Annotated in this window: 15 protein-coding genes and 2 pseudogenes; 9 read left to right on the top strand and 8 right to left on the bottom strand. The window is 42.2% G+C overall.

Annotated features, from left to right (window positions below; all coding sequences use genetic code 11):
• The 3 genes and pseudogenes from HOO90_RS11035 to HOO90_RS11045 form a co-directional block, all read left to right on the top strand.
• Window positions 1-102, top strand: a pseudogene (locus HOO90_RS11035) (dihydropteroate synthase); the annotation flags it as partial.
• Window positions 103-139: 37 nt separating this feature from the next.
• Entirely contained in the window at window positions 140-1,498 is a 1,359-nt protein-coding gene (glmM, locus tag HOO90_RS11040; RefSeq protein WP_292843022.1) for a phosphoglucosamine mutase, read from the top strand.
• 126 nt (window positions 1,499-1,624) lie between these two features.
• Window positions 1,625-2,161, top strand: a complete 537-nt coding sequence (locus HOO90_RS11045) for a phosphatase PAP2 family protein (RefSeq protein WP_292843024.1) — start codon at window positions 1,625-1,627, stop codon at window positions 2,159-2,161.
• Between the two features lie 30 nt (window positions 2,162-2,191).
• On the opposite strand, the gene HOO90_RS11050 is transcribed toward HOO90_RS11045, so the two are convergent.
• On the bottom strand, window positions 2,192-3,034 hold the full coding sequence (locus HOO90_RS11050; protein WP_292843026.1) for a zinc dependent phospholipase C family protein: 843 nt from the start codon (window positions 3,032-3,034) through the stop codon (window positions 2,192-2,194).
• A 160-nt stretch (window positions 3,035-3,194) separates the two neighbouring features.
• Between HOO90_RS11050 and HOO90_RS11055 the strand changes: the two genes are divergently transcribed.
• Window positions 3,195-4,412, top strand: coding sequence for a glycosyltransferase (locus tag HOO90_RS11055; protein WP_292843027.1), 1,218 nt, complete (start codon window positions 3,195-3,197; stop codon window positions 4,410-4,412).
• Between the two features lie 79 nt (window positions 4,413-4,491).
• Here the strand turns inward: HOO90_RS11055 and phoU are convergent, their stop codons facing one another.
• The 7 genes from phoU to HOO90_RS11090 form a co-directional block, all read right to left on the bottom strand.
• Window positions 4,492-5,199, bottom strand: a complete 708-nt coding sequence (gene phoU / locus HOO90_RS11060) for a phosphate signaling complex protein PhoU (protein WP_292843029.1) — start codon at window positions 5,197-5,199, stop codon at window positions 4,492-4,494.
• Between the two features lie 80 nt (window positions 5,200-5,279).
• Window positions 5,280-6,062: a phosphate ABC transporter ATP-binding protein PstB gene (pstB, locus tag HOO90_RS11065; RefSeq protein WP_292843030.1), complete on the bottom strand. Its 783-nt coding sequence runs from the start codon at window positions 6,060-6,062 to the stop codon at window positions 5,280-5,282.
• 48 nt (window positions 6,063-6,110) lie between these two features.
• Window positions 6,111-7,064, bottom strand: coding sequence for a phosphate ABC transporter permease PstA (pstA, locus tag HOO90_RS11070; RefSeq protein ID WP_292843032.1), 954 nt, complete (start codon window positions 7,062-7,064; stop codon window positions 6,111-6,113).
• The gene (gene pstC / locus HOO90_RS11075; protein ID WP_292843034.1) at window positions 7,064-8,011 is read right to left on the bottom strand and encodes a phosphate ABC transporter permease subunit PstC; all 948 of its coding nucleotides are present in this window, start codon (window positions 8,009-8,011) and stop codon (window positions 7,064-7,066) included. The genes pstA and pstC overlap by 1 nt, the downstream gene beginning before the upstream one ends.
• Window positions 8,012-8,110: 99 nt before the next feature.
• Entirely contained in the window at window positions 8,111-9,103 is a 993-nt protein-coding gene (locus HOO90_RS11080; protein ID WP_292843036.1) for a PstS family phosphate ABC transporter substrate-binding protein, read from the bottom strand.
• A gap of 162 nt (window positions 9,104-9,265) precedes the next feature.
• Window positions 9,266-10,267, bottom strand: coding sequence for an inorganic phosphate transporter (locus HOO90_RS11085; protein WP_292843038.1), 1,002 nt, complete (start codon window positions 10,265-10,267; stop codon window positions 9,266-9,268).
• 10 nt (window positions 10,268-10,277) lie between these two features.
• A complete protein-coding gene (locus HOO90_RS11090) occupies window positions 10,278-10,934 on the bottom strand; it encodes a DUF47 family protein (protein WP_292843040.1) in 657 nt (218 codons plus the stop codon).
• Between the two features lie 174 nt (window positions 10,935-11,108).
• On the opposite strand from HOO90_RS11090, the gene arsB reads away from it, so the two are divergent.
• From arsB to HOO90_RS11115, 5 genes and pseudogenes are all read left to right on the top strand, one after another.
• Window positions 11,109-12,185 (top strand): ACR3 family arsenite efflux transporter, encoded by a 1,077-nt coding sequence (arsB, locus tag HOO90_RS11095; protein ID WP_292843042.1) that lies wholly within the window; start codon window positions 11,109-11,111, stop codon window positions 12,183-12,185.
• Window positions 12,186-12,202: 17 nt separating this feature from the next.
• Complete coding sequence (gene arsC / locus HOO90_RS11100; RefSeq protein WP_292843044.1) at window positions 12,203-12,604, top strand: arsenate reductase (glutaredoxin); 402 nt, start codon at window positions 12,203-12,205, stop codon at window positions 12,602-12,604.
• Window positions 12,605-12,695: 91 nt separating this feature from the next.
• A protein-coding gene (prfB, locus tag HOO90_RS11105) for a peptide chain release factor 2 (protein WP_292843046.1) occupies window positions 12,696-13,800 on the top strand; the annotation gives its coding sequence in 2 pieces (ribosomal slippage) (window positions 12,696-12,776 and window positions 12,778-13,800; 1,104 coding nt in all).
• Between the two features lie 2 nt (window positions 13,801-13,802).
• Window positions 13,803-15,341, top strand: coding sequence for a lysine--tRNA ligase (gene lysS / locus HOO90_RS11110; protein ID WP_292843048.1), 1,539 nt, complete (start codon window positions 13,803-13,805; stop codon window positions 15,339-15,341).
• Window positions 15,342-15,579: 238 nt separating this feature from the next.
• A pseudogene (locus HOO90_RS11115) lies at window positions 15,580-15,758 on the top strand (porin); the annotation flags it as partial.

A 15,758-nucleotide genomic window follows, 5' to 3' on the forward strand; every position in this document is an offset into this window, starting at 1 on the left:
GCTGCATCCGTTATCTCCGCCATGAAAGGCGCAAAAATACTACGTGTACATGACGTTAAAGCCACGGTAGATGCGTTAAAAGTTGTGGCTGCGATACAATAGCTAGCGAATAAATTCAGTAATTAAACAGGCAAAAATAATGACAAAAAAATATTTCGGTACAGATGGCATCCGTGGCCGTGTTGGAGAGTCAACCATTACGCCTGATTTCGTCATGCGCTTAGGTTATGCGGCAGGTAAAGTGCTCACCTCTGTCAGCAGCAACCTCGCAAAAGGTGCTCATCCTGCGGTGTTAATCGGCAAAGACACGCGCATTTCAGGCTATATGTTAGAGGCGGCTTTAGAGGCTGGATTGTCTGCTGCAGGTGTTGACGTGTTGCTGACAGGCCCCATGCCAACGCCTGCCGTGGCTTACCTTACCCGTGCTTTGCGTGCGCAGGCGGGCATCGTGATTTCAGCCTCACATAATCCTTATTATGACAACGGTATTAAGTTTTTTTCTGGAGATGGTGCCAAACTACCCGATGACATCGAGCACGCGATTGAGGCGGAATTAGACAAACCGATGAAAGTGATGGAATCTGCCAGGCTCGGCAAAGCTCGCCGCATTGACGATGCCGCGGGCCGTTATGTTGAGTTTTGCAAAAGTACATTTCCCAGCAATATGGATTTGCGGGGCTTAAAAATTGTGCTCGACTGTGCGCATGGTGCTACCTACCATGTAGCGCCTGACGTATTTCATGAATTAGGCGCTGAAGTTATCGCTATTGGCAACAAGCCCGATGGTTTGAACATAAATGAGCAAGTTGGCTCAACGCATCCACAGGCCTTGCAGAAGGCAGTAGTGGAGCATCAAGCAGATTTAGGCATTGCTTTTGATGGCGACGGTGACCGTGTGATGATGGTCGATGCGCAAGGCAAACTGCTCGATGGCGACCAATTGCTCTATATTATTGCCATGGGTTTATACGGCAAAGGCAAATTACAGGGTGGCGTTGCGGGTACCTTGATGACCAATCTGGCTTTAGAACATGCTTTAAAAAAACATCAGATTCCCTTTGCGCGTGCCAAAGTAGGTGATCGGTATGTGCTGGAATTGCTCAATGAAAGACATTGGAAACTCGGTGGTGAAAACTCTGGGCATATTCTTACGCTAGATAAACACACCAGTGGCGATGCAATTATTGCGGCTTTACAAGTATTGCAATCACTCAAACTCAGCGGTAAAACCTTGGTGCAACTAGGTGAGAGTTTGGTGTTATACCCACAAGTGTTAATTAACGTTAAAACGACAAAAAAAATCGATTTAGGGCATCATGCGGAAATTCAGGCGGCAGTAAAGTCAGCGGAAGCCGAGCTAGCAAGCAGTGGGCGCGTGTTATTAAGAGCCTCTGGCACTGAGCCTAAAATTCGCGTGATGGTGGAAGGCGAAAATGCGACTTTAGTGCAAAAACTTGCAGAACAGATCGCCGAAGTGGTCACGCAAGCAACAAGATAGATAGGTTGTGTTTTTTTACATTCCAAAGGTTTCAATAAACCTTCACATTGCATTCACGAATCTTTAATAATTCAATGACATTCTAGCCCTCATACACAACAAGTGTAGATTGAGTAGGAGGTTCAAATGTCATTCGATATGCGTTTTTATATCAATCGTATGCATCAGTTTGATAGTTTCTTGTGTGTTGCAGTAAATCATACAAGTCAGTACAGATTGATACGCAACAGCTTTAGATTGATAAGTCGATTAGGAGATGGCTTATTTTGGTATGTGTTGATGATTGGTATTTTAGTCCTGAATGGGGCCGAAGGATACCAGGCGGTAGCTCATATGGCGCTCGCAGGCCTAGTGGGAACAATTATTTACAAATGGTTAAAAGGAAAAACACTGCGCCCGAGACCTTATGAAGTACATCAGGATATTTGGTTGGCTGGCACGCCTTTAGATAAATTTAGTTTTCCATCGGGCCATACTTTGCACGCTGTGGTATTTGGTTTAGTGGCGATTGACTATTATCCCTTACTGGCGTTTGTGGTAGTGCCTTTTATGGCAATGGTGGCATTATCACGAGTAGTATTGGGCTTGCATTATCCTAGCGATGTGATTGCGGGTGCTTTGATAGGTGGGTTGATTGCAGGACTGTCATTTACATTCTTTTAGTGGTATTCGAAATTTTGTTTAGTTAGTCTATCATGCGCTTTTTGTAAAATATTGAATCGGTGACGGGTGCAGCATTTTTAAATGCATTAAGCATTCTTCACGCCATACGTCCAATTGCTCGACACTTAAATTCTTAAGTTCAGGTTCTAGTTCAGGAACTCCTCCGCTTAATACCTCGCCAATATTAGCTATAGCAATTTGTGTTTTTGCTATGTAATAAATAAATTTATTTAATGCATTATTGTCTAATAATCGCACAACTTTATAAATCAACTCTGGCAATCGTACAAATCGCAATACTCCATCCCAAAATGCCAATCGTGTTAAAGCTGAGCAGGTCATGGGTTCAGGGCAATCAAATTGCGCTGAGATGAATTTAACTATTGCTAACTTGTGTTTATTAATTAAGTAACGCGGAGAAACTTTTATTAAAGGTGCTAAGTGCGCATCCATTGCCCATTCTGAGGCGATATGCGTGAGCACTTGGTTCTTGTGCCACATTGCTTCGTGCGCTGGTACAAAATGATTATGCGCAATCACGTCTATATATAAATGGCTCATATATCCTATGGCAATAGCAGTTTCAACATCGGTTTCTGCTGCCATTAATAGTTTGTGCGCATGTTCCCAACCGTGAGTATGACTAAAATGATGACTCACAATTGCCAGGTCTGGAATACAAGCGCCTGCCATCACCAATTCAGGAAATTTCTGGATAACATTTCGTAAGCGAGAGTCTAGCAATGGCATTGCCCAAAGTAATGAATGTGAGAAATAAACATGTGTTACCAGTCCCCACGCGTTGGCATCTAGTGAGTAGCATAAAAATGGCAGCCACCAATGACATCTTTTTAGATATTTGGAATAAAACATTCTGTGTAATTTGCCATGGGTATATGAACAGAAAATTACAGCTACATTATTTTTTAGCGACAAAATTCATTGAAATTGTTCATTAAAGCGTCATATTCCAACGTTATTGTTTATACAAATTTATTTATTTGATTATCTGAATTGCATAATAAAAACCACTATGAAAATTCTATTTATTTCGGACGTTTATTTCCCCCGCATCAACGGTGTATCAACCTCTATACGAACTTTCGTGGAACAATTGCAATATTTAGGCCATGAGGTTCATATGCTTGCACCAGATTATGCAGTAGCCACGCAAGATGAAGCCTGGATTAAGCGGATCTCAGCGCGAAGCATATATTTTGACCCTGAAGACAAGCTCATGAAGTATGGTGAGGCAATGAAGTTATTGCCAAGTCTAGCGCAAGAAGGGTATGACATTATCCATGTACATACGCCGTTTGTAGCGCATTATTTAGGATTAAAATTAGCCAAAAAACTTTCTGTGCCTTGTATAGAAACTTACCATACATTTTTTGAAGATTATTTACATCATTACTTACCTTGGATGCCAAAATTATTTGCGCGTAACCTCGCTAGATTAATATCCAAACGCCAGTGTAATGCTGTGGATGCGATTGTGGCCCCCTCTAAGCCGATGCTGGATGTTTTGCGTGCTTACGGTGTAAAAGTAAAAGCAGAGGTCATTCCTACTGGGTTACAAGAGAACAGTTTCAAAGAGGCCGATGGTCAGGCATTTAGATTGAAATACGGTATTGCTCTAGACTGTCCCATGTTGTTATATGTTGGTCGTGTTGCTTATGAGAAGAATATTGATTTTTTATTGCACATGACTAAGCTATTAAGAGAAAAATGCCCAGATATTCTATTGGTTGTTACAGGTGAGGGCCCCGCTGAGGCTAGTTTACATCAACTAGCTAACACTCTTGATATACAAAATAATGTTCAATTTATCGGTTATTTAGATCGTAATATTGAGTTAAATGCATGTTATCAATCTGCAGATATTTTTGTATTTTCATCCAAGAGTGAAACACAGGGGCTGGTGATATTGGAGGCCATGGCACAAGGCACTCCAGTGGTTGCAATTGCAGAGTTAGGTACAGCTTCTATCTTAATTGAAGGTAAAGGTGCACTAATTGCGGCAGATAATACTGAGAGGTTTTCTGAAAGAGTACATCAACTATTGTTGAATCCTGAGCACCGATTTGAACTTGGATTACAGGCAAAAGCTTATGTGTTAGAGAAATGGACTGCTAAACTTCAGGCAGAGCAAATGATTAAATTTTATACCAAGTTAATGGGTAGAGAACCCTCTGTCATCGAATACTCTCAGCTTCGAACAGAAATTATCAATAATCAAGTAATTCACTGATAGCTGCGCAAAATACTACTGCGCGTAAATTAAAGGCCAGCAAAGCTGACCTTTAATTGATTAAGCATAATGAATTTGATTAAGGTCTGGAAGCTTCCTGCTCCATTTCTTCCATACTGATATGGCGCACATCTTTACCTTTCACCATATAAACTACATATTCAGAGATATTTTTCGCATGGTCGCCGATGCGCTCAATAGCTTTAGACACGAACAATACTTCTAGCGACATGGAAATGGTGCGCGGATCTTCCAGCATAAACGTGATTAACTGACGAATCGTCATTTGATATTGATCATCTACCTGCTCGTCCATTTGTGCAATCGGCAATACCTTGGTGGCGTCTGAGCGCGCAAAGGCATCGAGTGACATATGTAACATCTCACGTGCCAAATTCGCCATGGTTTTGATTTCGGCAAAACGTGGTGTCCACATGCGATCAGTTTCAACAGTTTTTAATGTAAAGCGCGCAATTTTTGCAGCTTCATCACCAATACGTTCTAAATCAGTGATTGTTTTAATCATCATCAAAATCATGCGTAAATCCCCTGCGGCTGGCTGACGACGTGCAATAATGTGGCTGCAATCTTCATCTACTTGTATTTCCAAGGCATTCACGAGCTGATCCTTTTTGATTACCGCTTCAGCGAGCTTCGGGTTGGAAGAAACCAGTGATTCAAGTGCGTCGACAATTTGCTGCTCAACAAGGCTACCCATTTCAAGCACTTTGGCTCGCACAGCTTCTAATTCAGCATCGTATTGTTTAAAAATATGTTCAGATTGCATCATTAAATCCTTTAAAATTCTTACAGGGTGTAAATAAAATATAAGTAGCCTACTAATTAAAATTGGCTTGATGTGCCTATTTAACCAAACTTACCTGTAATGTAGTCTTCAGTTTCTTTACGTGTTGGGCGGGTAAATATTTTGTCAGTATCACCATATTCCATCATCTCACCTAAGTACATATAGGCGGTGTAATCAGATACACGGGCGGCCTGTTGCATGTTATGTGTGACTACAAGAATTGTAATTTTGCTACGTAGTTCGCTCATTAACTCTTCAATATTTGCAGTTGCGATTGGGTCTAGCGCAGAGGTTGGTTCGTCAAATAACATAATTTCTGGGTCAGTCGCCAACGCACGTGCAATACACAAACGTTGTTGCTGACCACCAGATAAGTTAAATGCTAAGTCATTCAAGCGGTCTTTTACTTCATTCCATAGTGCCGCACCCTTTAGTGCTTCTTCAACTTTATCAGCAACAACGCGTTTGTTTTTTTCGTCACGCACACGTAAACCATAAGCGACATTTTCAAAAATAGTTTTTGGAAATGGGTTTGGTTTTTGAAACACCATGCTAATCCGCATACGCACTTCAATCGGGTCAACACCGCTGGCTAAGATATTGGTGTTATCTGGATGCATGACTATTTGACCTTCGTACTTATTGCCAGGATACAAGTCATGCATACGGTTAAAACAACGCAAAAATGTTGATTTACCACAGCCAGAGGGGCCAATTAACGCAGTGATTTTATTTTCATACAACGGCATACTCACGCTTTTAAGTGCTTGGTGGCCGTTTGCATAATAAAAGTTGAGGTTATTTGATTCAGCTTTTAGCGGTGTTTGGGTATTTGTAACCATATTTTTCCTAGTCAATATATTCTTTAAATTGCTTTGAATTCTTAATTTTTACCATTTAATGTTTTTGCGAATTTTATAACGCAAGTAAATAGCCGTGCCGTTCATCAAAAGCGTGACCAAAATAATAATCGCACCTGTGGCTGCCGCGTTGATATGAAAGGCGTGGTCAGGACGTGATAGCCAGTTGAACATTTGAATCGGTAGTACGGTAAAACTTGAGCTTAGCCATTCAAAATTTAGGAATGGAGCAACGTCTGTAATAGGTGACGGCGGTAAGAATGCAATAAATGTAAGCGCGCCTATCGTAATAATAGGAGCTGTTTCACCAATTGCACGTGACATACCAATAATTACGCCTGTTAAGATACCGCCTTGAGAGTACTTAACCACGTGGTCACTCACTACTTGCCATTTGGTTGCACCCACTGCATAAGCGGCTTCACGAATGGCCACTGGAATGCCACGAATTGCTTCACGAGTTGAAACGATGACAATTGGTAATATTAATAAGCCCAGTGTTAAACCAGCAGTTAAAATACTTTGCCCTAAATCTAAGCCGTAAACAAACAAGCCTAACGCAAGCAAGCCGTATATGATGGATGGCACCCCAGCAAGGTTGGATACGTTAATTTCAATAAGGTCTGAAAACCAGTTCTTCGGTGCGTATTCTTCAAGATACAAACCCGCAGCAACTCCCATGGGAACGGCTGTTAAAAAAGTAACAAGCATGACTAATGCTGAGCCTACCCATGCCGAGAGTAAACCAGCACTGCCAGCGCGGCGAGAAGGAAAGTCACTAAAAAACTGCAAGTTGAAGCGAGGATAACCATCCATTACTAAATCAATAAATAATGTTAGTAAGGTAAGCAAGCCCAGCATGAGTGCAATTAAGCCAATTGCGGCGAATAGAATATCATTGCGCTTATGGCGACGAATCATCTCCCGCACTGCATCTAGATTTTCAAGTACGGACGCTTTGGCTGGTGTTGGTGAAAGTGACATTAGTATTGCTCCCTATATTTCTTACGTACCACATGACCAATAATGTTAAAACCTAAGGTCAGGCCAAATAGCACTAAGCCAGCTGCAAAAATGCTTTGATAGCCAATGCTGGCATGCGGTAAATCACCCATTGCCACTTGCACAATATAAGCGGTGATAGTAGCAGCACCTTCAGTTGGGTCAAATGTTAAATTTGGTTGCTGGCCAGCAGCTACTGCTACAACCATAGTCTCACCTACAGCGCGAGAAATTGCTAAAATATAAGCAGCTACAATGCCCGATGTTGCTGCAGGCGTTACCACGCGGAGAGCTGTTTGAAAACGAGTTGCACCCATTGCGTAAGATCCTTCACGCATACTCATTGGCACAGCGCGCATTGCATCTTCCGCCACGGATGCAATATATGGAATAATCATCACGCCCATTACCAAGCCAGCACTTAACATATTGAAGCCAGGTAAATCTGGATATATTTTTTGCAAAAGCGGTGTAACAAAAAGCAGTGCGAAGTAACCAAATGCTATTGTGGGTACACCAACTAATAATTCTAAAATCGGTTTAGTAATTTCACGGGTTTTATGTGAAGCAAATTCAGAAAGATAAATTGCACCAATCGTACCTACAGGCACTGCCAAAGCAAGTGCAACGGCAGATGTAGTCAGTGTGCCTGCTACCAGTGGCAAAATGCCGTAATGTGCATCTTCAAATAGCGGCGTCCACTCTCTGCCAGTAAAAAATTCTAGCAATGAAACTGTTTTGAAGAAGCCGAAAGATTCGTATAAAAGAATCGCGACAATCGCAAAGGTAGTGAAGACAGCAGAGAGTGCCGCTAGCATTAAGATAAGCTCAATGATGCGCTCTTTAATATTTCTACGCACGTTTTTGGCAAGTCGAGGGCTAATAGTTTCTGCTGAAGAATTGTGGCGCATGGTGGTAGCAATGTTCATATAAAGACTTTTATGATTGTAACGATATTAAGTGGTTTGATAGAAGTACTTAATAAAAAAGGAGCGGTTTACCGCCCCTTTTTTGCAATTAAGATTTAGTTACTTAATTCTGTTGATTAAATCTTTTACTTTAATTCCCACTTCATTTTTACCACCAAAACCAGTACCTGGTTTTAATGTTTTGAAATGCTCTTTTACTGCGGCGTAATCTTCAGCTGGTAATGGTACATATTTCACTTCAGCAACTAATTTTGGTGCATTATCCAAGTAGAAATTTACAAAGGCTTTGACTTCGGGTTTGAATGCTGCTGCTGTTGCATTCACGTAGATAAAGATTGGGCGAGCTAGTGGCTGATAACTACCATCTTTTACAGACTCTGGTGAAGGCAGTACAGCTGGCGCACCTGCTTTAGCAACGATAGGAATCGCTCTTAATTTATCTTTATTTTCTTCGTAATAAGCATAACCAAAGTAAGCTAAACCACCTGTATTGCTGCTAACACCTTGCACTAAAACGTTATCGTCTTCTGAAGGAGTGTAGTCAGTACGGCTCGCTTTTGATTTACCGTTAATAGCTTCAGTAAAGTAATCAAATGTACCAGAGGCGGTACCTGGACCATATAAAGCCAAGGCTTTATCAGGGTAAGCAGCATTGACTTGTTTCCAGTTTTTTACAGCAGAACCTGGTTGCCACATTTTTTTTAAATCATCTACGCTTAAACTCTTAACCCAGTCATTTTTGGAGTTAACTACTACGGTTAAAGCGTCAAAAGCTATTGGCAACTCAATGAATTGAATGCCAGCTTCTTTACAAGCATCTATTTCTTTTTGCGAAATAGGACGTGAAGCATTTGAAATATCGGTTTCACCACGGCAGAATTTTTTAAAGCCACCACCAGTACCAGATTCACCAACAGTGACTTTTACTTTTTGCACTTTTTGAAACTCTTCTGCCACGGCTTCAGTAATTGGGTAAACGGTGCTTGAACCATCAGTTTTGATGATTTTATCGGCAGCAAGTACGTGGGATGTAGAAAATGTAGCCGCAACTAAAGTTGCGATACGTAATGATTTGGTTAGCATTGTGTTCATGAAATCTCCATCAAAATTAAACTATATTGAGTTAAATAGCTTTTTAAACTGATATGAATTTTAGTGACCAAATATGACAGAAAAATGACAAAAAAATGACTTTCCGAAATAAAAAAAGGTCTCCGCAGAGACCCTTAATGGTTTTTAATAGTAAGTTGCTAATTAGAGAAAGGTTTTACCAAAGTGGTAAGAGATGGCGGCAACTAATCCAGAGCAAGGAATGGTTAAAATCCAAGCCCATACAATGCGTGAAGCCAAGCCCCAGCGAACAGCGGAAGCGCGACGTGCTACGCCGACTCCTACGATTGCGCCTGTAATAGTGTGTGTTGTAGAAACTGGGATACCAAGAGAAGTTGCTAAAAACAAGGCGATGGAACCAGATGTTTGTGCACAGAACGCACCAGTTGGACGAACTTTGGTAATGCCCATACCCATCGTGCGCACAATACGCCAGCCACCCATCAACGTACCTAAGCCCATCGCAATCTGGCATGAAATTACAACCCAGAATGGCACATTGAAATCACCTTCTAAATAGCCATTAGCAAACAATAGTACGGTGATGATTCCCATGGTTTTTTGTGCATCGTTTGCGCCATGTCCTAAGCTAAATAAAGACGACGATATGAATTGCAATTTGTTAAATCGACTTTCAGTTTTATAAGGTGAAGATTTTTCAAATGCCCATAGCACAATGACAGATAAGGATAGTGCAAGAAACATCCCAAAGAGAGGTGATAAGACAATTGCAATACCCGTAGTGATTAGTTTGCTTCCAATGATGATGCCTTTGGTCCCAGCATGTGCAACCCCTGCGCCGAGCAAGCCGCCGATAAGTGCGTGCGATGAAGAGGATGGAATGCCAAACCACCAGGTGATAACGTTCCATGCAATCGCACCGCTGAGTGCGCCAAAAATCACGGCATTATTGACGATGTTGGGATCAATGATGCCTTTACCTACCGTATCAGCTACATGTAATCCAAAAAACAGAAAAGCGATGAGGTTAAAGAAAGCTGCCCATGCCACAGCTGCCTGTGGTGTAAGCAAGCGCGTTGAAACCATGAGTGCAATGGAGTTTGCTGCATCATGGAAGCCGTTCATAAAGTCAAATATGAGGGCAACCATCACGAGCAACGCCATGATGAGAATCGCGTGATCCATAATTTGCCCCTTAAATACGCTCTAGCACGACACCGTGTATTACATCGGCAACATCTTCACAGCTATCAACAGCCTCTTCAAACAAGTCATATAGTTCTTTTGAGCGAATCAATGTGCGAGCGTCAGCTTCTTCTGCGAACAAGCGTTGCATGCCAGCGCGCATCACGTGGTCTGCTTCACCTTCAATCGCGCTGATCTCTTCACAAGTACGAAGAATGCGACCGGCATCTTTCATATCCGATAGCATGTTGACTGCATCTCGTACTTTTTCAGACGCGCGCAACAATATTTGGCTCAAGGCTACCATTTCAGGTGTAAAGCTGGTATGGCCATATATCTTGGCACTTTGTGGAATATCTTCCATGTAGTCAATAATGTCGTCTAAGGCCATGGCCAACTCTCGAATTTCGCGACGATCAAACGGGGTAATAAAAGTTTTATGTAAAGAGAGCAGAATTTCTTTTGTATATTCGTCAGCTTCAGATTCGATTCTTCTGAGTTCTGAAAAGTGTAGGTCAAATCTCTCAGCATCTCTAACAGTAGTCATCAATGCCAGTACTTTAGAGCCTTTAACTGCACAATCGGCAAGATTGTTGAATAGTACAAAGTAATTGTCGTTACGCGGTGTAATTGCTGCCATTAATCGACCAAAAGTAGCATTCGCCATATTTTTCTCTCTCCCGTGTTTATTACAGTTTTGTTTCAATTTTGTTATTAGTACATTTTAACCGCCCGCGTTTAAATCTGCGAGCGTTAATGTCATAAAAGTATAAATTTATTACGATATAATTTATTACGATATAATTTCGGGCTACATTCAAGCGTCATTGGAAAGTTCAAAATGAATAAGCCAGTCCAACAACAGGACTCAATAGTTAAATCGAATATAAAACCAAAAATAGGGCCATTTGAAAAAAATCTCACGTGGTGGGTGCTTGGTTGTATTGTCGTTGGTATTTTACTTGGTAAAATCCTTCCCAATTTTTTTCAAACGATTGGTGGTTTAAAATTAGCTGAAGTGAACCTGCCTGTCGCACTTCTGATCTGGCTGATGATTATCCCCATGCTGCTCAAAGTCGATTTTACTGCCATGAAAGAAGTCTTGGCCCATGGTAAAGGCATTGGCGTAACCTTATTTATTAACTGGCTGGTCAAACCCTTGTCGATGGCCTTGCTGGCGTGGTTGTTTATTCGTCATTTATATTCCGATTTATTGCCTGTAGAACAGCTTGATAGTTACGTTGCTGGTTTGGTTTTACTTGCCGCCGCGCCTTGTACTGCCATGGTGTTTGTGTGGAGTAATTTATGCGGCGGTGATGCGAAATTTACGCTTTCACAAGTTGCTCTAAATGATGCCATTATGCTATTTGCCTTTGCGCCCATTGTGGCGCTTTTGCTCGGTTTATCCAGCATCATGGTGCCGTGGAATACTTTATTTTTATCGGTATTGCTGTTTATTGTGGTGCCAGTAGTTTTTAGTCAACTATTGCGTCAATATTTACTTTCTAAGCGTGCACAAGTATTGGATGATGTGCTTAAGCGTTTACACCCTATATCGCTTACGGCACTATTGGCAACACTGGTTTTACTGTTCGGCTTTCAAGGTCAGCAAATTTTAAATCAACCGATAATAATCGGCCTACTGGCAGTGCCGATTATTATTCAAACCTATTTCAATTCGATGCTTGCGTATTGGTTGAACAAGAAATTAAAAGTTGCGCATTGCGTGGCTGGTCCATCGGCCTTAATAGGGGCATCTAACTTCTTTGAGTTGGCGGTGGCTACTGCAATTGCATTGTTTGGTTTTAATTCTGGTGCCGCGTTGGCAACGGTGGTGGGTGTGCTGATTGAAGTGCCAGTGATGCTATCAGTGGTTGCGATTGTAAATAGAAGCCGCAACTGGTACGAAGCAGATTAATTTTTTAGGTGAATAAAATGACAGTGACTATTTATCACAACCCAGCTTGCGGAACGTCTAGAAATGCTTTGGCGATGATACGCGCTAGCGGAGAAGAGCCTGAAGTGATTGAGTATTTAAAAAATCCACCAAGCCGCGAGCGTTTAGCTGGCTTAATAGCAGCAATGGGTGGCGATGTGCGTGCAGTGCTACGCGAAAAAGGCACGCCATATGCGGAATTAGGTTTAGACAATCCTGATCTGCCGGATGAAGCCTTGATTGATGTGATGTTAGAGCATCCGATTCTGATAAATCGCCCTATTGTCGTGACGACTAAGGGCGTGAGATTATGCAGACCATCTGAACTGGTGCTGGATATTTTGGAAACCGCCAATATTGGAACTTTTGTAAAAGAAGATGGTGAAGTCGTTAAAGCTTAAAATTAACGCTTCCTTCGACAAGCTCAGGCAACATCAATCCTTGTAAGTCTTTGCTGTATAATGTTCATTTTTAGAATTTCTTGAAGTTAACATGGAAGCAGAACAACTCAATATCATCGCAAATCGCCTTGCCGATTTAGCCGAGCGCAATCACTCTCTTAGGGGGTATCTTTGACTTTGAGACTAAGTCTCAACGCCTAGAAGAAGTCAATGGCTTGTTGGAAGACCCAAAAGTTTGGGATGACAACAAAAAAAGCCAAGAACTAGGTAAAGAAAAACGCGCATTGGAGCTAGTGGTTAATAGCTTGCAATCCGTCGACAGTGGCTTAAACGATAGCCGCGAGCTATTTGAAATGGCGCGTGAAGAGAACGACGACGAAACTTTACTAAGCGTGGATGCCGATTCGCAAGCCATAGAAAAACAAGTCGCTGAAATGGAATTCCGCCGTATGTTCTCTGGCGAGTTGGATGTGAATAACTGCTTTATCGAATTCCAATCGGGTAGCGGTGGTACAGAAGCGCAAGACTGGGCGGCCATGCTGCTCCGTATGTACTTACGTTATTGCGAACGCAAAGGCTTTAAAGTAGAAGTGCTAGAAGAGTCTGATGGCGATGTGGCAGGCATTAAAGGTGCCTCCATTAAGGTCACTGGCGACTATGCTTACGGCACGCTAAGAACCGAAAACGGCGTGCATCGCTTAGTGCGTAAATCGCCGTTTGATAGCAACGCTAAACGTCACACCTCATTTGCCAGTGTGCAGATTTTCCCTGAAGTGGATGATTCGATTCAAATTGACATTAACCCAGCTGACTTGCGCATTGATACTTATCGCGCTAGTGGTGCTGGTGGGCAGCACATTAATAAAACCGATTCTGCCGTGCGTATTACACATATTCCAACCAATACCGTGGTGCAATGTCAAAATGACCGCTCACAACATCGCAACCGCGACGAAGCAATGAATATGCTGAAAGGTGCGCTGTATAACCTAGAGCTAAACAAGCGTAATGCAGACAAACAAGCCCTTGAAGATGCTAAAACTGACATCGGTTGGGGACATCAGATCCGCAGTTATGTGCTAGACCAAGGCCGCATTAAAGATTTACGTACCAATGTAGAAATTGGTAATACGCAAGGCGTGCTAGATGGCGACCTTGACCCATTTATACAAGTCAGTTTGAAGCAGGGAGTTTAAGAGTGAGTAACGAGCAAAATCCAAATAATGATGTATTGCCAGTCGACGAAAACCATGTGATTGCCGAGCGCCGTGAGAAACTGAAAGCTATTCGCGAAGCCACTGGTGGCGTAGCATTTCCTAACGACTTCAAGCCACAGCATAAAGCGGCTGATTTAATTGCGAAATATTCAGCGCTTGAAAATGAAGCGTTTGAGGCTAATCCTGTTGATGTTGTAGTGGCTGGGCGCATGATGCTGAAACGTGTGATGGGTAAAGCAAGCTTTGCGACCATTCAAGATGGCAGTGGCGCAAATGCGGGTAGTCGTATTCAACTGTATGTAGCCAAAGACATGATTAGTGAAGAGGTCTATGAGCAATTCAAACATTGGGATTTAGGCGATATTCTAGGTGCAACTGGTCACTTGTTTAAAACTAAAACGGGTGAACTTTCAATTAAAGTCACCGAGATTCGTTTGCTGACAAAATCTTTACGCCCATTGCCAGAAAAATTCCACGGCTTGCAAGATCAGGAGGTGAAATATCGTCAACGTTATGTGGATTTGATTACTTCAGAAGAAACACGTGCGACTTTTGTAGCACGCAGCAAAGTGGTTTCTGCAATTCGTAACTTTATGGTTCAAAATGAATTTTTAGAAGTTGAAACGCCGATGTTGCATCCGATTCCAGGCGGCGCATCTGCTAAACCATTCATTACGCATCACAATGCTTTAGATATGCAAATGTACATGCGTATTGCGCCTGAGCTATATCTGAAACGCCTTGTTGTCGGCGGTTTTGAGCGTGTGTTTGAAGTAAACCGTAACTTCCGTAATGAAGGCTTGAGCGTTCGACATAACCCGGAATTTACCATGATGGAGTTCTACGCGGCATATACCGACTACAACTGGTTGATGGACTTTACTGAAAACTGTATTCGTACTGCTGCGATTGCGGCACGTGGCACTGCGGTGCTGGAATATCAAGGCCGTGAGCTAGATTTAAGCAAGCCATTCCAACGTTTAACGATTGTTGGCGCTATTCAAAAATACGCACCGCAATACACACTAGAACAGTTGAGTGATGAAGCTTATCTACGTGCTGAAATCTTGAAACATGGCGTTAAACCATTTGACCATGCGGGTTTAGGCGCATTGCAATTAGCCTTGTTTGAAGAAACCGCTGAAAGCCAATTGTGGGAGCCAACGTATATTATTGACTACCCAGTCGAGGTTTCACCATTGGCGCGAGCATCTGACAAAAATCCAGAAATTACGGAGCGTTTCGAATTATTTGTGACTGGTCGCGAAATCGCAAACGGCTTCAGTGAGTTGAATGATGCTGAGGACCAGGCGGCACGCTTCCACGCACAAATGAAAGCTAAAGAAGCGGGCGATCATGAAGCGATGTTCTATGATGCGGACTTTATTCGCGCTTTGGAATACGGCATGCCACCAGCAGGCGGTTGCGGTATCGGTATCGACCGCTTAGTGATGATGATTACCGATAGTGCAAGCATTCGTGATGTGATTTTATTTCCGCACATGCGCGCCGAGAGTTGAATAAATGTAGGAGCGGTCACTGACCACTCCTACCAAATCCTATAAAGCCGCCTGCCAACGTAATTTAGCAGGCGGTTTTTTTATTGTGGTGAAAATACAACATCACTGTGGCTTATTTTCACTAAATAGTTATCTGTCATGAAACTGTCACACAATAATCACAAAATTCCCCTTGTTGAAAAAACGCATTACAAATAATTCACATACTGAATTTTTAAAAACGATATAGGGGAAATAAATGAACCAAAAATTAAGTAGCTTAATAGCAGCAACCTTAGCGGGCTCGCTCATGATGGGCTTTGGCGCAAATGCAATGGCAGACTCGACGGATGACATTGTTAATGCATTGGTTGCAAAAGGTGTATTGACAGAAGAAGAAGGCGCATTGTTGATGAAGGGCCGTGCAGGCGAAAAAGA

The sequence above is a fragment of the Methylotenera sp. genome (genome assembly GCF_013141425.1).
Lineage (GTDB): Bacteria > Pseudomonadota > Gammaproteobacteria > Burkholderiales > Methylophilaceae > Methylotenera.